Source organism: Aeromonas sp. ASNIH8 (assembly GCF_002919855.1).
Taxonomy (GTDB): Bacteria; Pseudomonadota; Gammaproteobacteria; order Enterobacterales; family Aeromonadaceae; genus Aeromonas; species Aeromonas caviae.
Genome location: NZ_PQLN01000012.1, coordinates 1 through 17530 on the forward strand (window position 1 = coordinate 1; position 17530 = coordinate 17530).

Sequence of the window (17530 nt, forward strand, 5' to 3'; positions counted from 1 at the left end):
TGTGAAAAGAGTGTTTACCGAGATCAATACCAATAAGCGCAACGTTTTCCATGATGGCCTCTCCTGAAAGAAAAACACCCTGTCAGCGTACCGCTCACAGGGTGGGGGTGACCATCTCATTAGACCCGCACGAGCGCGGGTCATATCAGCATATCAGGCATCCGGCTGGCCGAGCATGGCCTTGAGGTGCTCTTCCAGGCTGGGTTCGGGGGCCTTGAGGGTCGAGAGGAACAACTGCTCTATGCCTGCCCTGTCCTGGCTCTTCACGATGAACACCAGCCGGGACTGGGCCTTGCCTTCGGGCCACTCCCCCAGCGCCTGCAACGGATAGAGCTGGCCGTGCACGCCGTGGATCACCACGGGCTGGCTCTCCCCTTCCAGTTGCAATATCCCCTTGAGACGCAGCAGGGCATCGCCGTATTGCGCCTGCACCGCGTCGATGGCGGCCAGCAGGCGGGAAGGCTTGAGCGGCTCGCCGATGCGCAGGGAGAAACTTTCGATATTGCCGTGCTCGAAGCGGGTGGGCGCGGCCGTCCCCACCTTGGCGGCAAACGGCGTCATCTTCGGCTGCATGGGCGAAGCCAGCCCCTGTTTCGGGGATTCGGTACGCAGCCAGGCCAGCAACTGGCGCACGTCGCGCCCCGCCGCCTCGTTGTAGGCGCCGAGCTTCTCCAGCACCGCAGGTGAGAGCACCCCATTGCTGACCCGCTGGATGGGGGCTGCCGGATTGAGGGCCGCCAGTTGGGCTTCCACCCGAGCAAGGGTCTCTTCATCCACCAGGTCCCCCTTGCTCACCACCAGCAGATCCGCCAGCGCCACCTGTTTGACCGCCTCATATTGAGCCGCAAGCTGCTGCTCGATATGGCCGGCATCCACTACGGTGACGGTGCCATCGAAGCGGTAGCGCTGGGCGATAAAGCCCTCTTCCCTCAACGTGAACAGCACGGGGGCCGGATCGGCCAGACCCGTGGTCTCGATGATCAGCCGTTTGAAGGGCTTGATTTTCCGTTGGATGGCCTTCATGAAAAGCCCCTGCAGCGCCTCCACCAGGGAGCCCTGCACCGAGCAGCAGATGCAGCCGGAATCGAGCAGCACCACCTGCTCGTCCACCTGCTGTACCAGATGGTGATCCAGCCCCACGGAGCCGAACTCATTGATGAGCACGGCGCACTCCCCGAGCTCGGGCTGCTTGACCCAGTGGTTGAGCAAGGTGGTCTTGCCGCTGCCGAGAAAACCGGTCAGCAGGGTCACGGGGATGCGGGTGTCTTGCATGTCTGTCATCGGGTTGCCCCCCCTCTGATCGGCAGGAGGATGAGTAAGCGAGTGTCTTGCATATCGGTCATGTCAGATCCTTACCGGTTGGCGAACAGGTCGCCGAGCCAGCGGTTTTCGAAACGGCCATGGGGGTCAAGCTCCCGCTTCAGGGCCAGGAAGTCGTGCCAGCGCGGCAACAAGGCAGGGAAGTCGTAGAGGTCCATCGCCAGGTGCTTGCCGAAATGGGGAATGCCGCCGAGCGGCACCAGCAGTTGCTGCAACTCGCGCATCTGCTCCATGGAGCCCCCGACGAAGGTCCCGTCCGCCGCCAGATAGACCAGAAAACCTATCCAGCACACCGACTTGTCATGGGCGGCACTGAGCCAGGCCACGGAGGGGCCGGTGCAGCGCAGGATGAAGGGGTAGTGCAGCACGCCGGGGTTCGCCTCCTGCCATGCCTGCAGGATTTCAAGGGCCTCCCCCATGCGTTCGAGGGGCACGGCCACCTCGCAGTTGATCTGGGGAGCAGGGATCCCCTTGCAGAGGATCTGGTAGACGTTGCCCACCAGATCCGAGGCGTCCTTGAAGCGGCGTACCGTCTCGAAGTGCTCGCCTGCCCTGGCCTCGTCCTTGGTGTCTCTGGCCATCTTCTGCAGGGTCGCGTCTATGGTGGCATTGAGCGCCAGGTTCATGCGCTCGTCCATGTCTCCCTCCAGCACCAGCGGCTCGCTGCCCCCGGCCCGGTAGCGGGCCACCTCGTCATCGGAGGCGGGATCCACCAGCCAGATGTGGCTCTCGCCGGTCCAGGCGAACCACCAGCTCTTCACGAAGGCGTGCTCCCGGTTGAGGCGCTCGTTGTGTTCCAGCAGGAAGGGGTAGTCAGTGGTGAACTTGGTGCAGCGCATGATGCGGTTGGGCACAGTGTTGAGGGTCACATCCAGCAGGATGCCGAGCATCCCCATGCCCATCACGAAGGCGCCGAAGCGCGGATCGGTGCGATCCACACGGATGATGTCGCCGCTCGCCAGCATCACGGTCAGGGCAGCCACCGCATCGCACAGGGCGGACTGGTGCAGCCCCTGCCCATGGGTGCCGGTACTGAGCGCACCGCCCAGGGTCTGGATACCGATGACGCCGGGGGACGCCGGCAGCATGCGATCCATGGCGATGAGGTCGGCATAGACGGTATCAAGCGGCGTCCCCGCCAGGTAGGTCACCGTATCGGCAGTCTTGTCCAGCTGGCCGCGCAGGTGGTGCAGGTCCACCAGCAGCGCCTGGCTGCCTTCGGCGTAGACACTGTGGATGGGTTCGAAAGAGAGGCCGGAGCCGATGAGCCGCAGCTTGCGCTCGGGGTATTCCCGCAGCAGTTGCTGCAGCTCGTCACGGGTCGTCGGGCGCCACACCTGATCAAGGGCGCCGAGGGGGTTGGTTCTGGACCAGTTGAACAGCACCTCCCGATTGCCAATCGCCTTGATGCTGTGAAATGCCTGGAACCTGACCGTCATACCGCGCCTCATCTGACTTCAAAATGAGCGCCAATTCTACCGAAAAGTGGCTGCCAAGGCATGAAAAACAAGACCCTACAGTCGGGGGTGGATAGGGGGAGCCCCCCTCCCCGCCTCAGCGCGTCTGCTGGGTCAATGCCAGCAACATGCCGAATCCCACCAGCAGGCCCCCGAACACCCGATCGATCCAGTGGCGTACCGCCAGCAGTCGGTCCCGCACCGCAGGGGTGGAGAAGAAGAGCGCCACCGCACCAAACCAGAGGGCGTGCGCCAGCGCGATGAAGGCGCCATAGCCGATCTGGACCGCCAGCGGCGTCTGCGGCTGCACCACCTGCATGAAGAGGCTGACGATGAAGATGGTGGTCTTGGGATTGAGCACATTGGTCAGAAATCCGGTGCGCAGCGCACCCAGACTGGAGAGGGCAGGCTGACAGATGCTCTCTTCATCGGCAGCCGGTTTGGCCCGCAGCATCTTGATGCCGAGGAAGATGAGATAGGCGGCCCCTGCCAGCTTGATGAGGTTGAACAGCCAGAGGGATTGCTGGATCAGCAGGCCCACCCCCAGCAGGGTGTAGGCCACGTGCACGCAGACCCCGGCCGCGATGCCGATCGCCGTCAGCACGCCGGTGCGGCGCGAGAGCAGCAGGCTGTTACGCGACACCATGGCAAAGTCGGGCCCGGGGCTGATGACGGCAAAGAGAGTAATGGCGACAACGGCTAACAGTTCGGTCATGAAAATAGTCCTGATTAGAGGGGATATCGGCTATTTTATTTGCCAACAACACCAATAACGAACGATGATTTCTGACATGAATGGTGAAAAAAACTCACAAAAAGACCTCTCGCTTCCCTCCCTCACCGCCCTGCGCTGTTTCGAGGTGGCTGCCCGCACCGAGCATTTCGGCCGCGCCGCCGACGAACTGCACCTCACCCATGGCGCCATCAGCCGGGCGGTACGACTGCTCGAGGAGGATCTGGGGGTCATGCTGTTCGAGCGGCGCCAGCGCCGGGTCTTTCTGACCGACGCGGGTGAACGGTTCTATCAGGCGGTCAGAGAGGGGCTGGGCAGCATCCGCCAGACGGCGCAGGCCCTGCGCCAGCAGAGCCGTCCCCAGTCGCTGGTGCTCTCCTGCGAACCCACCCTTCTGATGCGCTGGCTGATCCCGCGCTGGCCCGCCTTCCAGGCCCTGCACCCGGAGCTGGACGTACACCTGATGGCGGGCGGCGGCGCCCTCAGCTTTGGCAGCGGCATCGATCTCGCCATCCGGCGCAACGACTTTCACTGGCCTGCCGAGCTCTACAACCAGTTGCTGTTCGAAGAGCGGACCGGCCCTGTCTGCCCGCCGGGCAAGGTGACGCACTTTTTTGAATCCAGGGGGGATGTGCAGGCCCTCAGGCCAACGGCCCCCCGTCTGCACACCAAGACCCGTCCGGGCGCCTGGTTGGAGTGGCAGCAGCACGCAGGCATGTCCGCCGACGAGGAGGTGCCGGGTCAGACCTTCGAGCACTTCTATTTCAGCCTGCAGGCGGCAGTCGCCGGGCTGGGAGTCGCCATCGGCCCCTACCGCCAGGTGTGCGACGATATCGAGGCCGGTCTGCTGGTGGCACCGCTCGGCTTCGTCCCCGACGGCACCGGCTATCACCTGCTCGCCCCCGCCCCTCCCGAACCCGGCAGCCCCCACGACATCCTGGTGAACTGGCTGCACAGCCTGGTGGGCGCGGCCTAGCCCTGGGCGGTGCGCCCGGCAGCGACCTGTATCTCTCCCGCCGTCAGCTCCCGGCAGAACTGGCGTATCGGCATGGGGCGGGCAAACAGGTATCCCTGCAGATACTGGACCCCCTTGCCTCTCAGATAGGCGGCCTGCTGCTCCGTCTCCACCCCTTCGGCCACCAGGGACAACCCCAGCCGTCCCCCAAGGTCGATGACGTTGTCCACGATGTGCTCGGAGAGGGACTCCGTCCCGATACGGCCGATGAAGGAGCGGTCGATCTTGAGATAGTCCACGTGGAATTGCTGCAGATAGATGAGGCTGGAGTGGCCGGTGCCAAAGTCATCGATGGCGAGCTGCACCCCCATCTCGTCGAGCTGGCGAAACAGGGAGAGGGTCTGCGGGCTGGTCACCAGCAGCTCCCGCTCCGTGAGCTCCAGCACCAGCACCACCCGTCCCGGAACGAAGTGGCCGAGGAAGTCGCGGCACTCCGCCACCAGGGAGAGGTCCCGGCAGTGGATGGCACTGATGTTGAAGCTGATGTGAAATGCCTCGGGCAACTGCTCCTGTACCGGGTGGAGTGTCTTGGCCACCGTCTTCATCAGGTTGACCGTCATGGGCACGATCAGGCCAGACTCTTCCGCCTGGGGGATGAAGAGATCGGGGCGGATCAGCCCCTCGGTGGCATGTTGCCAGCGCATCAGTACCTCGGCTCCCACCATCTTGCCGCCCTTGCTGGCGATCAGCGGTTGCAGATAGGGGACAAACTCCCTGGATCGCAGCCCGCGTCTCAGCTCGTCCGTCAGGGCCCCCGGCCGCCCAAGCAGCCACCACACCAGCAGTGAGAGCACCAGCGAACTGGCTCCCAGCCAGATCAGCTGCAGATGGCGAGCCTCCCACAGGGCACGCCAGTAGATCGGCATGGCATAACCGGCGTGGATGGTGAAGGGGTAACGCTGGGAGGCGAGTATCAGGGCAAACTTGCTGTGCAGTTTCGGCGGATCGCTTTGGAAGTGGCCGGACTCATCGAGCCAGGCGGACCCCACCTGCAAGAACAGCTCGCTGGGATCGCTGCTCAGGGTGAGCATGAAACTGAGCTGGCTGCTGTCAATGGCGCTCAGTGCCGCATCACGCCCCCGCTCCTGACGCACCACCAGCAAGGGGTGATTCTTGCGCACCAGGTTGCCGCTCATCAGCAGCAACTTGCGATCCGTGTAGCGGGAGCCGTCATCCACTTCCCTGGCAGGCCCAAACAGCGAGGTGCAGTTGATGATCCCCTGTCGCACCAGATTGATGGAGCGCAGGAACGGCTCCAGCGCCACCCGCTTGCGCAGCAGCAACAGGTTGTCGCTGCAGGAGCGACCGGCCAGCGGCAATACCTCGAGGTTGGCCCGCTCGGCCTGATCCAGCATGCGCTCCAGCAAGGTTCTGGCCTTGCTGGCTGACGCACTGGCATCGTTCTTCAGCTCCTGCTCGTAGCTGTCATGCACCATCCACCCTCCCATCACCAGGGGCAGGGCTAACACCAGCAGGGCACAACCAAGGCGCCACTTCATGCGGGCCAGATCAATCCGGAACAGAAACATAGCAACCACGCCGCAATGCGCGGGCCCGCTTCGCAGGTACCGCGGTATAAAAATGCCCACCAGGAAACGGTGGGGCCATCATGGCCAGACAACGAAAGCGCAACGCGCGTACCAGGCAAATCGACGACGCCGTTGCTGGGCATGGCGGGTCATTATCGCGCAGCCCCCTGAAATGGAAAATGCCGCGTCGAGACGCGGCATTGTTATTTTCAGTGGTCAGACCGGCGAGTCTCAGACCGCTTGCTGCAGGATCACCGCATCGGCCTTCTTGGTGTAGGAGGCGATCTCGTTGAAGTTCAGGTAGCGGTAGGTGTCGGCAGCAGTGGCGTCCAGGGTCTTGGCATACTGCAGGTACTCTTCCACGGTCGGGATCTTGCCGATGATGGCGGCAACCGCGGCCAGCTCCGCAGAAGCCAGATAGACGTTGGCACCCTTGCCCAGACGGTTCGGGAAGTTGCGGGTGGAGGTGGAGACCACGGAGGCCCCTTCCGCCACGCGCGCCTGGTTGCCCATGCAGAGGGAGCAGCCCGGGATTTCGATGCGAGCACCGACCCGACCGAAGATGCCGTAGTAGCCCTCTTCGGTCAGCTGATCCTTGTCCATCTTGGTGGGGGGGGCGATCCACATGCGGGTCGGCAGCTCGCCCTGATACTTCTCGAGCAGTTTGCCAGCGGCGCGGAAGTGGCCGATGTTGGTCATGCAGGAACCGATGAACACCTCGTCAATCTTGTCACCCGCCACGTCGCTCAGCAGACGGGCGTCGTCCGGATCGTTCGGCGCACACAGGATCGGCTCCTTGATGGTGGCCAGATCGATCTCGATGATTTCGGCGTACTCGGCATCCTTGTCCGCTTCCATCAGTACCGGGTTGGCCAGCCACTCTTCCATCCCCTTGATGCGGCGGGTGATGGTGCGCACGTCGCCGTAGCCTTCAGAGAGCATCCACTTCAGCATCACGATGTTCGACTTCAGATACTCGATGATCGGCTCTTTATCCAGCTTGATGGTGCAACCAGCGGCAGAGCGCTCGGCGCTGGCGTCCGCCAGCTCGAATGCCTGCTCCACCTTCAGGGTCGGCAGACCTTCGATCTCGAGGATGCGGCCGGAGAAGATGTTCTTCTTGCCCGCTTTCTCGACGGTCAGCAGCCCTTTCTGGATGGCGGCGTAGGGGATGGCATGGACCAGGTCACGCAGGGTGATGCCCGGCTGCAGCTCGCCCTTGAAGCGCACCAGCACGGATTCCGGCATGTCCAGCGGCATCACGCCGGTGGCGGCGGCGAAGGCCACCAGACCAGAGCCAGCCGGGAAGGAGATGCCGATGGGGAAACGGGTGTGGGAGTCACCACCGGTACCCACGGTATCCGGCAGCAGCATGCGGTTCAGCCAGGAGTGGATGACGCCGTCGCCCGGACGCAGAGAGACACCGCCGCGGTTCATGATGAAGTCCGGCAGGGTGTGGTGGGTCTGCACGTCGATGGGCTTGGGATAAGCGGCGGTGTGGCAGAAGGACTGCATGGTCAGATCGGCAGAGAAGCCGAGGCAGGCGAGATCTTTGAGCTCGTCGCGGGTCATCGGGCCCGTGGTGTCCTGAGAGCCGACCGTGGTCATCTTGGGTTCGCAGTAGGTGCCCGGGCGGATGCCCTCCACGCCACATGCCTTGCCCACCATCTTCTGGGCCAGGGTGAAGCCCTTGCCGGTGTCGGCAACAGGCTGCGGACGACGGAACACGGTGGAGAACGGCAGACCCAGCGCTTCGCGGGCCTTGTCGGTCAGGCCGCGGCCGATGATCAGCGGAATGCGGCCACCGGCGCGCACTTCATCGATCAGCACCTCGGTCTTCAGTTCGAACCGGGCCAGCACCTCGTCGGTGCCGTGGCGGGTGATCTTGCCCTCATAGGGGAAGATGTCGATGACATCGCCCATTTCCAGCTTGGAGACGTCCACTTCGATGGGCAGGGCGCCGGCATCTTCCATGGTGTTGAAGAAGATGGGGGCAATCTTGCCACCGAGGCAGACGCCGCCGGCACGCTTGTTCGGCACGAACGGAATGTCGTCGCCCATGAACCAGAGCACGGAGTTGGTGGCGGATTTACGGGAAGAGCCGGTACCGACCACGTCACCCACGTAAGCCAGCGGGAAGCCCTGCTCTTTCAGGGAATCAATGGTCTTGATGGGGCCGATGACGCCATCCTTGTCCGGGGTGATGCCGGGACGGGCGTTCTTCAGCATCGCCAGGGCGTGCAGCGGAATATCCGGGCGGGACCAGGCGTCCGGCGCCGGCGACAGATCGTCGGTGTTGGTTTCGCCGGTCACCTTGAACACGGTGACGGTGATCTTCTCGGCCAGGGCCGGGCGGTTCAGGAACCACTCGGCGTCAGCCCAGGATTGCAGCACCTGCTTGGCGTGGGCATTGCCCGCCTTGGCCTTCTCTTCCACGTCGTGGAAGGAGTCGAACATCAGCAGGGTGTGAGAGAGGCCCTTGGCGGCAAGAGGAGCCAGGGTCGCATCGTCCAGCAGGTCGATCAGCGGCTGAATGTTGTAACCACCCTGCATGGTACCGAGCAGCTCGACGGCTTCGGCGGCAGTCAGGATGGGGGAATGGGCCTCGCCCTTGGCGACGGCGGTGAGGAAGCCGGCTTTCACATAGGCCGCTTCATCAACACCCGGGGGAATGCGGGAGGACAACAGTTCTTTCAGAAAGTCCTGTTCGCCGGCGGGCGGGTTCTTCAACAGCTCGACCAGGGCGGCGACCTGCTCTGCGTCCAGAGGTTTGGCGACCACGCCTTCGGCGGCACGTTCTGCGACGTGTTTACGGTATGTTTCAAGCACGACTAATTCCTCTTTGGTCTTTTTTTTGGGGTTCGCCCAAGCTCGCGGCGATCGTCCTTGCGGGACACCCGTAGGGTGCCCCCCACTATATAAGTTTTAACGACTAATTAAAATCCAAACCCTGTGCAGTTATTCATCAAACCAGCATAACCATATAAACCAATTAGGTTTTTTTAGAGTGACAAGCCGCCCACCCAAGGTGAGTTAACAAAAAGGCAGCATTTCGCCCTTATTGGAACGTAGTGCCCAATTGCAGATAGAACATGTCGTGTCCCCCCTCCGCCACGCCATAGCCGAGGAAGATGGGACCGAGGAAACTCTCCACCCCCATATAGAGGGAACCCGAGGTATAGGAGGATTCGATACTGATGTCCTCTCCCTTGTCCCAGACCCCCCCTTGCTCGAGGGAGCCCCCGAGGAACAGGGGCGCCTTGAAGGCGCCGAAGTCGTTGTCCGCCACCCGGTAGATGTAGCGCAGCCCGCCGAACAGGCTGTAGCGACCGCTCAACTGGTAATGCTGGAAGCCGGACATGCGGAACAGCCCGCCCAGATCCTGCACGAACAGCGGTACCGTCTCCTGGGAGCTTGAGCCGCCCCCTTCCAGCATCAGGTTGAGGCTGTGCCTGTCCCAGGACCAGGGCTTGATCATCACCAGCCGGTAATTCACCCCCTCGGCCTGCTCGGAGGGCGCGTCCGCGGGGTCGAGATCGACGTAGGAGTAGCCCCCCTTGATGTCCCAGTAGACCCCCTGATAGGGGAAGTAGCGGCTGTCGAGGGTGTCGTGCTCGAAGCGGATGTAGGGTCCCCAGGCGGAGGCATCGGCATCCGCGTTGGTGAGGTTCTGGATCTCCACGCTGCCGATCTTGCCCTCCAGCCCAAGGGAGAAGCGGCTCCAGGGCTGGCGATTCCAGCCGACGGCGAGATCCACGCTGGTGAAGCTGTACTCGGAGTCCAGATAGCTGACCCCGGACGACGACCTGCTCTCTTCCGGGAAGAAGACGCGTCGCTGGGTCTTGTCGTAGGCCAGGCTCGTCTCGCCGAAGTAGGTCTGGGAGGGCTCCAGCGGGGTGTAGAAGTCGGTCTTGAGGTGCTTGGCGGTCCCGAGGGACGCCTCGGTCAGCCACTCGCCTCCCCAGTCGTTGACGTTGGTGAGGGTGTAGGACATGCCGACGTTGTAGTTGGAGCTGCTCTCGAAGTCATCGGAGAAGCCGAGCTGGAAGTTGAGATAACCCGGCCCCCAGTTCTTCTCGCTGGCGTCCACCACCAGCACGTTCTCCCCGTCCCGCTCCTCCACCTCGTAGGTGATGCGATCGAACGACTCCAGGGCGTAGAGGCGACGGATCCCCGCCTCCAGGCTCTCGTAGGTCTGCACCTTGTCCGGACGCACGTTCAGCATGGCCCGCACCGTGTCGTCGGAGAGGCGCGACTTGTTGATGATCTCCACCTTGTCGATGTAGTAGGCGGGCTGGCCGCTGCGCTCGGCGCGCCGGCTCAGCTTGCCGTTGCGATAGTCGGCGTAGGCGGCGGGCGAGAGAGAGAGTGCATCGAGCCGGGCCGCTGCACTGTTGGCGACCGCCTCCCCGATCTTGATCCCCTCCGGCATCAGGGCGAAGTCGGCGATCCCCATGTTGCCGAACTCGGGGGTCAGCAGGATGTCCCTGGGGCCCAGCAGCGCCTTCTGCTTTTCGGTCCCCACCTGGGTCATGTAGGTGGTGAGCTGATCGATCATGGCCAATCCCGACTTGAGGGACTCCCGGGTACGCAGCTTGGCGCTGATGTCCACCGCGATCACCACGTCGGCCCCCATGGCCTTGGCCACGTCCACCGGCATGTTGTTGACCGTGCCACCATCGGCCAGGATGCGGCCGTCCCAGTCCACCGGCTTGAGGGCACCGGGAATGGACATGGAGGCCTGCATCGCCTTGGCGAGGCTGCCGTGATCCAGCACGAAGGGGGTCACCGTCTCCATGTCGGTCGCCACCGCGCGATAGGGGATAGGCAGGTTGTCGAAGCTCTTTTGCGCCGGCAGGTTGGAGGTGGCGTGGCGCAGCAGGCTGGCCATGGACTGTCCCTGGAAGAAGCCGTGCGGCAGCTGGGTCTGGTCACCGTTGACCCCGATGTCGGTGCGCAGCTGGTACTTCTCGGTCTGCTGCTTCTTGCGCAGGGATAGCTCGTCGCGCCCCACCTTGTCCTGATAGCCCTTGTTCCAGTCGATGGCCAGCGTCGTGCGCTCCACCTCCTCGGCGCTGAGCCCCATGGCATACATGCCCGCCACATAGGAGCCCATGCTGGTCCCGACGATGATGTCCACCGGGATGTGCTTTGCCTCCAGCACCTTGAGCACCCCGATATGGGCCGACCCCTTGGCCCCGCCGCCGCTCAGTACCAGGGCGATCCTCGGACGCTCCATCTTGGTTGCCCCCGGGTTTCTGGCCGAAGGCGCGGGATCATTGGCTCCGGCCGCCGCCATGAACGGCAGGGTCGCCAGCAGGAGCACGAGCAGGTGGGTCCATCCCCGATGAAAGATGCGCATATGAGAGTCCATAAATCCGGTGCGAGTCGAGCGGGCAGGCCGCCAGTCAGGTGCAGCCTACTATAAGTGCAAGCACTTTAACCGCAAGCCGGGGTGCTGGCGAGGGGTCGCCCCGCTTGCGACGATGTCTCGGCAAAATCGGGCGCCAATCCAGCCCAATCCGGGTGTGAGCGCAAACGTTAATCGACAATAAAGGCCCCCACCGCCTCAAGAGCGCGCCAAATCAGCCGCTATTATGAGTTCAACCCTGGTTCACACTTACGAGTCACCCTTATGTTCGCAAGCCTGACACTGAAACAGAAAATTCTGGCCACCGTCATCCTCGCCGTGGCCCTCTCCTGCCTGCTGGTGGGCTATTTCAGCCAGCGTTCTGCCCAGCAGCTGATCGAGGACCGCATGTTCGAGCAGGAGCTGCCCAACCTGACCCAGCGCATCGGCAAGGAGATCGAAAAGGATCTCACCTCGGTCGCCAATGCCGCCAGACAGCTTGCCAACGACCGCTTCGTGCTGGACTGGGTCGAGCGCGGCATGCCCAAGGAGCAGGAGTCCATCCTCATCAACCAGCTCAAGGACATGACGAGCCAGTATGGTCTGGTCACCGCCTCCTTCGCCGATCGTCAGAGTGCCGCCTACTACAACCAGGACGGTTTTCTGCGCATCCTGAACCACGAGCAGGACAACTGGTTCTATGACTACACCAAGAGCCGCCAGGATCTGATGCTTAGCATCTTTCGGGAGAGCAACGGCGAGGTGAAACTGTTCGTCAACTTCCAGCAACTCGACGGACGCGGCCTCGCCGGCCTCGCCAAATCCCTCGACAGCATGGTCAGCATGCTCGCCAACTTCCGCATCGGCGACAGCGGCTTCGTCTTCATGACAGACGGCAGCGGCAAGGTGAAGCTGCACCCCGACGCCGCCCGCATCGATCGGGACAACCTGACCCAGCTGGCCAGCGGCAGTAGCACCAACCTGCTCAACAAGCAGCCCTTTGCCGCCACCCATGCCGAGGTCGACGGCCAGCCAGTAATCCTGGCCAGCAGCTACATCCCCCTGCTCGACTGGTATCTGGTGGCTCAGGTGCCGGAGGCCGAGATTTATGCCGAACTGGACAGAGCGCGCCTGCACATGGTGCTGGTCAGCCTGGCCATCGCCGTCGGCATGGGGCTGCTCGGCGTTCTCCTGGCGGGCTCCGTGAGCCGCCCCCTCAACGAACTGGCCCGCCTGTTCCGCGAACTCGGCAGCGGTGATGGCGACCTCACCCATCGCCTCAAGGTCGATGGCCGTGACGAACTGGCCCAGGTGGCGACCGGCTTCAACAACTTTGTCGCCAAGATCCACGGCTCCATCGAACAGGTGGCGAGCAACTCCCGCCAGCTCGCCGCCACCGCCAACGAGGTGGCAGCCAAAGCCCAGCTCACCCAGCACAACTGCACCGCCCAGCGGGATCGCACCGTCCAGGTCGCTACCGCCATCCACGAGATGGGGGCCACCGTCACCGAGATCGCCGGCAATGCGTCTCTCGCCGCCGACGTCGCCAAGCAGGCCAACGAGCAGGCCGATGCGGGGGCCCAGGTTGTCGCCCAAGCCCGTCACGGCATCGTCGGCCTCTCCGGTGAAATCGAACAGGTCGCCGGGGTTATCGAGTCCCTGGCGAGCCAGACCGACTCCATCGGCAGCATCCTCGACACCATCCGCAGCATCTCGGAGCAGACCAACCTGCTGGCCCTCAACGCCGCCATCGAGGCCGCCCGCGCCGGCGAGCAGGGCCGTGGCTTCGCCGTGGTAGCCGACGAGGTGCGCAACCTCGCCAGCCGCTCCGCCGCCTCCACCGCCGAGATCCAGGGCATGATCAACAGCCTCCAGGAGCAGAGCGCCCGCGCCGTCAGCGCCATGGCCCTGGGCCGCAACCAGAGCCTGCGGGTGGTGACCCAGGCCGACGAGGCCAACGGCGCCCTCGACCAGATCACCGGGCACATCACCCAGATCAGCGACATGAACATCCAGGTCGCTACCGCCACCGAAGAGCAGTCGAGCGTGGTGGGCGAACTCAACCGCAACGTGGAGGACATCAACCAGCTCACCATGGAGACCGCCGATATCGCCCATCACCTGACCGAGTCGAGCCGCAACCTGCAGCACCTCTCCGGCGAGCTCGACAAGCTGGTCGGCAACTTCCGCCTCTGAGCGTCCGGCACCTCTTCCTGACCCACACCAGGGCGCTTCGGCGCCCTTCTTCATGACCACGGCAAGCCGTGACGCACGGGGGATACACCGTCTCCCACCGCCCTGCCACATGCCTCATAATCAGGAAAACGCGAGGAGGTATGATGGGCAAGCTGGTCGTGATGATAGTGCTGGGGGGGCTGCTCAGTGCCTGCAGCAGCGGGCCCGTGCGGGTGCACGGGGCCGATATGAGCGTGGACGATACCCGGATCCGGGTCAGTGATGGGGATCGCGGAGGATACGGTACCTTCTGCCCACCGGGACAGGCCAAGAAGGGGCGCTGCTGACCGCTGGGTGCCGAAAGACAGACAACAAAAAGCCGCTCCATGGAGCGGCTTTTCTTATGAAACGGGCAGAAGATTATTTTTTCTTCTTGGCCTTGGCGTTCGGCAGGTCGGTGATGGAGCCTTCGAACACTTCGGCAGCCAGACCCACGGACTCGTGCAGAGTCGGGTGAGCATGGATGGTCAGCGCGATGTCTTCGGCGTCGGCACCCATCTCGATGGCCAGACCGATTTCACCCAGCAGTTCACCGCCGTTGGTACCCACGATGGCACCACCGATGACGCGGCCGCTCTCCTTGTCGAAGATCAGCTTGGTCATGCCGTCGGAGCAGTCGGACGCGATGGCGCGACCGGAAGCAGCCCACGGGAAGGTGGCGACTTCGAAGTTCAGACCCTGTTGCTTGGCTTCCTTCTCGGTCAGACCCACCCAGGCCATCTCCGGCTCGGTATAGGCGATGGACGGAATCACTTTCGGGTCGAAGTAGTGCTTCTTGCCGGCGATGACTTCGGCCGCCACGTGGCCTTCGTGTACACCCTTGTGGGCCAGCATGGGCTGACCGACGATGTCGCCGATGGCGTGGATGTGGGCCACGTTGGTACGCAGCTGCTTGTCCACCTCGATGAAACCGCGCTCGTTGACGGCAACACCGGCCTTCTCGGCATCCAGCATCTTGCCGTTCGGCACACGGCCTACGGCAACCAGCACGTTGTCGTAGCGAACCGGCTCGGCCGGGGCGTGCTTGCCTTCGTAGGAGACGTACAGGCCGTCTTCACGGGCTTCAACGGCGGTGACCTTGGTCTCCAGCATGATGTTGAATTTCTTGGCAACGCGCTTGGTGTAGATCTTGACGATGTCTTTGTCGGCAGCCGGTACCAGCTGGTCGGCAAATTCCACCACGTCGATCTCGGAACCCAGGGAGGAGTACACGGTACCCATCTCCAGACCGATGATGCCGCCACCGATGACCAGCAGCTTGCCAGGAACGGTCGTCAGTTCCAGCGCATCGGTAGAGTCCCATACGCGGGGGTCGTCATGGGGGATGAACGGCAGCTTCACCGGACGGGAACCGGCGGCGATGATGGCGTTGTCGAAGGTGACGGTGGTCTTGCCGTCGGCGCCTTCCACTTCCAGCGTGTTCGGACCGGTGAACTTGCCGAAGCCGTTCACGACCTGGACTTTACGCATCTTGGCCATGCCAGCCAGACCGCCGGTCAGCTGGTTGATGACCTTCTCTTTCCACAGACGCACCTTGTCGATGTCGGTCTGCGGGGCACCGAAGACGATGCCGTGCTCGGCCAGCGCCTTGGCTTCTTCAATGACTTTGGCGACGTGCAGCAGTGCCTTGGACGGGATGCAACCCACGTTCAGGCAGACGCCACCCAGGGTGGAGTAACGCTCGACGATAATGGTATCCAGACCCAAGTCAGCCGCACGGAAGGCAGCGGAATAACCGGCAGGGCCAGCACCCAGTACTACGACCTGGGTTTTGATTTCTTTACTCATCATGACCTCTTTGTCGTTCTTATATCCCCGGACAGCACAGTCTTATGCCAAACAAGGCCGCTGCAGCCGTGAAAAAAACGGGGCAAGTTTACAATCCTGTTAACGAAATGAGAAGCAAAAAGGGCGGGCTCTGGGCCCGCCCTCTCACTTACAGGACCAGTCGACGAATGTCGGACAACACACCACTCAGGGTGGTGATGAAGCGGGCACCGTCGGCGCCATCGATGACGCGGTGGTCGTAGCTCAGAGCCAGCGGCAGCATCAGGCGCGGCACGAACTCTTTACCGTTCCACTTCGGCTTCATCTCGGACTTGGAGACGCCCAGGATGGCCACTTCCGGCGCGTTGACGATCGGGGTAAAGCTGGTACCGCCGATGCCACCCAGGCTGGAGATGGTGAAGCAACCGCCCTGCATGTCGGCAGCGGTCAGCTTGCCAGCACGGGCCTTCTTGGAGATCTCGGCCAGATCGCGGGACAGCTCGTGGATGCCCTTCTTGTTGACGTCGCGAACCACCGGAACCACCAGACCGTTGGGGGTATCCACCGCCACACCGATGTGGATGTACTTCTTCATGATCAGCTTGCTGCCGTCTTCGGACAGGGCGCTGCAGAAGCGCGGATGGGCTTCCAGGGCCTTGGCGGCCGCCTTCAGGATGAACACCAGCGGGGTGATCTTCACGTCCAGCTTCTGCTTCTCGGCCAGGATGTTCTGCTCTTTGCGGAACGCTTCCAGATCCGTGGTATCGGCTTCGTCGAACTGGGTGACATGGGGGATCATGGCCCAGTTGCGGTGCAGGGCAGGACCGGAGATCTTCTGGATACGGGTCAGTTCCAGCTCTTCGACAGGGCCGAACTTGCTGAAATCAACCTTCGGCCAGGCCACGACGCTCATGCCGTTGCCAGTGCCGGTGCCGGCAGTCGGAGCGGACTCGGCGCGCTTGACCGCATCCTTCACGTAAGCCTGCACGTCTTCTTTGACGATGCGACCCTTGCGACCGGAGGCTTTCACCTTGGCCAGGTTGACACCGAACTCGCGCGCCAGACGGCGTACTGCCGGGGAGGCGTGGACGTAGGCGTCGTTGGCGACGAAATCGGAGGCGGCAGCAGCCTGGGCAACCGGCGCAGGAGCGGCGGCAGCCGGTGCGGCAGCAACGGGCGCTGCGGCAGGAGCCGGAGCAGCCACGGCAGCCGGAGCGGCACCCGCCACTTCGAATACCATGATCAGGGAACCGGTGGAGACCTTGTCACCCGCCTTCACCTTGATCTCCTTGACCACACCGGCGAACGGCGCAGGCACTTCCATGGAGGCCTTGTCGCCTTCCACGGTGATCAGGGACTGGTCGGCTTCAACCTTGTCACCCACGGCGACCATGATTTCGGTCACTTCCACTTCGTCACCGCCGATGTCCGGCACGTTGACGTCCTTGGCACCGGCGGCAACCGGAGCAGCGGCAGCCACGGGGGCAGCAGCAGGAGCCGGCGCAGCAACAGCGGCCGGGGCTGCGCCCGCCACTTCGAAGACCATCACCAGGGAGCCGGTAGAAACCTTGGCGCCGGCGGCAACCTTGATCTCGACCACGCGACCGGCGAACGGTGCCGGCACTTCCATGGAGGCCTTGTCACCTTCCACGGCGATGATGGACTGGTCGGCTTCAACCATGTCGCCCACGGCAACCATGATCTCAGTTACTTCGACTTCGTCACCACCGATGTCCGGCACGTTGACGTCCTGGCGAGCGGCAGCAGCAGGAGCGGCGGCCGGCGCGGCAGCAACCGGGGCAGCAGCCTGGGCCGGAGCCGGTGCGGCAGCACCCTCGGCTTCGAAGACCATGATCTGGGAACCGGTGGCAACCTTGTCGCCCACCTTGATCAGGATCTCTTTGACGATACCGGCGGCCGGAGCCGGGACTTCCATGGAGGCCTTGTCACCTTCCACGGCGATCAGGGACTGGTCCAGCTCGACCTTGTCACCCACGGCCACCATGATCTCGGTGACTTCAACTTCATCAGCACCGATATCCGGCACCATAATCTGTTTGGACATTGCGCTTTATCCTCTTGCGTGCATCCGCGTGGCTGCCTGAGCATCACCACGCGCATCCC

At 63.2% G+C, this 17530-nt stretch carries 11 protein-coding genes; 3 read left to right on the forward strand and 8 right to left on the reverse strand.

Annotated features, from left to right (window positions below):
- Positions 1-153: 153 nt before the first annotated feature.
- The 3 genes from C3418_RS04970 to C3418_RS04980 form a co-directional block, all read right to left on the reverse strand.
- Positions 154-1281, reverse strand: coding sequence for a GTP-binding protein (locus C3418_RS04970; RefSeq protein WP_181023067.1), 1128 nt, complete (start codon positions 1279-1281; stop codon positions 154-156).
- A 71-nt stretch (positions 1282-1352) separates the two neighbouring features.
- Positions 1353-2759 (reverse strand): D-arabinono-1,4-lactone oxidase, encoded by a 1407-nt coding sequence (locus C3418_RS04975; RefSeq protein ID WP_048208545.1) that lies wholly within the window; start codon positions 2757-2759, stop codon positions 1353-1355.
- 115 nt (positions 2760-2874) lie between these two features.
- Complete coding sequence (locus tag C3418_RS04980) at positions 2875-3492, reverse strand: LysE family transporter (RefSeq protein ID WP_010675804.1); 618 nt, start codon at positions 3490-3492, stop codon at positions 2875-2877.
- A 76-nt stretch (positions 3493-3568) separates the two neighbouring features.
- Between C3418_RS04980 and C3418_RS04985 the strand changes: the two genes are divergently transcribed.
- Positions 3569-4486, forward strand: coding sequence for a LysR family transcriptional regulator (locus C3418_RS04985; protein ID WP_052814472.1), 918 nt, complete (start codon positions 3569-3571; stop codon positions 4484-4486).
- Here the strand turns inward: C3418_RS04985 and C3418_RS04990 are convergent.
- The 3 genes from C3418_RS04990 to C3418_RS05000 all read right to left on the reverse strand — a co-directional run bounded on the left by C3418_RS04990 (position 4483) and on the right by C3418_RS05000 (position 11416).
- The gene (locus C3418_RS04990; RefSeq protein WP_052814471.1) at positions 4483-6054 is read right to left on the reverse strand and encodes a cyclic diguanylate phosphodiesterase; all 1572 of its coding nucleotides are present in this window, start codon (positions 6052-6054) and stop codon (positions 4483-4485) included. The genes C3418_RS04985 and C3418_RS04990 overlap by 4 nt on opposite strands.
- Positions 6055-6285: 231 nt before the next feature.
- The gene (gene acnB / locus C3418_RS04995) at positions 6286-8883 is read right to left on the reverse strand and encodes a bifunctional aconitate hydratase 2/2-methylisocitrate dehydratase (RefSeq protein WP_043154124.1); all 2598 of its coding nucleotides are present in this window, start codon (positions 8881-8883) and stop codon (positions 6286-6288) included.
- 229 nt (positions 8884-9112) lie between these two features.
- Positions 9113-11416 carry a patatin-like phospholipase family protein gene (locus C3418_RS05000; protein WP_043154122.1) on the reverse strand — a complete coding sequence of 768 codons (2304 nt, stop codon included), beginning with the start codon at positions 11414-11416 and terminating at the stop codon, positions 9113-9115.
- A 273-nt stretch (positions 11417-11689) separates the two neighbouring features.
- Here C3418_RS05000 and C3418_RS05005 point away from each other — a divergent pair, with 273 nt between their 5' ends.
- A complete protein-coding gene (locus C3418_RS05005; protein WP_052814470.1) occupies positions 11690-13600 on the forward strand; it encodes a methyl-accepting chemotaxis protein in 1911 nt (636 codons plus the stop codon).
- Positions 13601-13743: 143 nt separating this feature from the next.
- Positions 13744-13926 carry a hypothetical protein gene (locus tag C3418_RS05010; RefSeq protein WP_103858089.1) on the forward strand — a complete coding sequence of 61 codons (183 nt, stop codon included), beginning with the start codon at positions 13744-13746 and terminating at the stop codon, positions 13924-13926.
- 73 nt (positions 13927-13999) lie between these two features.
- On the opposite strand, the gene lpdA is transcribed toward C3418_RS05010, so the two are convergent.
- Positions 14000-15427: a dihydrolipoyl dehydrogenase gene (gene lpdA / locus C3418_RS05015; protein ID WP_010675812.1), complete on the reverse strand. Its 1428-nt coding sequence runs from the start codon at positions 15425-15427 to the stop codon at positions 14000-14002.
- Positions 15428-15575: 148 nt separating this feature from the next.
- A complete protein-coding gene (aceF, locus tag C3418_RS05020; protein WP_103858090.1) occupies positions 15576-17471 on the reverse strand; it encodes a pyruvate dehydrogenase complex dihydrolipoyllysine-residue acetyltransferase in 1896 nt (631 codons plus the stop codon).
- Between the last annotated feature and the right edge of the window lie 59 nt (positions 17472-17530).

What these genes read in the sequence shown, in the direction of transcription:
- C3418_RS05010 (WP_103858089.1), top strand. Translation starts at nt 13,744, where the DNA reads ATGGGCAAGCTGGTCGTGATGATAGTGCTGGGGGGGCTGCTCAGTGCC.
- C3418_RS04980 (WP_010675804.1), bottom strand. Translation starts at nt 3,492, where the DNA reads ATGACCGAACTGTTAGCCGTTGTCGCCATTACTCTCTTTGCCGTCATC.
- C3418_RS05005 (WP_052814470.1), top strand. Translation starts at nt 11,690, where the DNA reads ATGTTCGCAAGCCTGACACTGAAACAGAAAATTCTGGCCACCGTCATC.
- C3418_RS04970 (WP_181023067.1), bottom strand. Translation starts at nt 1,281, where the DNA reads ATGACAGACATGCAAGACACCCGCATCCCCGTGACCCTGCTGACCGGT.
- lpdA (WP_010675812.1), bottom strand. Translation starts at nt 15,427, where the DNA reads ATGAGTAAAGAAATCAAAACCCAGGTCGTAGTACTGGGTGCTGGCCCT.
- C3418_RS04985 (WP_052814472.1), top strand. Translation starts at nt 3,569, where the DNA reads ATGAATGGTGAAAAAAACTCACAAAAAGACCTCTCGCTTCCCTCCCTC.
- C3418_RS04975 (WP_048208545.1), bottom strand. Translation starts at nt 2,759, where the DNA reads ATGACGGTCAGGTTCCAGGCATTTCACAGCATCAAGGCGATTGGCAAT.
- C3418_RS04990 (WP_052814471.1), bottom strand. Translation starts at nt 6,054, where the DNA reads ATGTTTCTGTTCCGGATTGATCTGGCCCGCATGAAGTGGCGCCTTGGT.
- aceF (WP_103858090.1), bottom strand. Translation starts at nt 17,471, where the DNA reads ATGTCCAAACAGATTATGGTGCCGGATATCGGTGCTGATGAAGTTGAA.
- C3418_RS05000 (WP_043154122.1), bottom strand. Translation starts at nt 11,416, where the DNA reads ATGCGCATCTTTCATCGGGGATGGACCCACCTGCTCGTGCTCCTGCTG.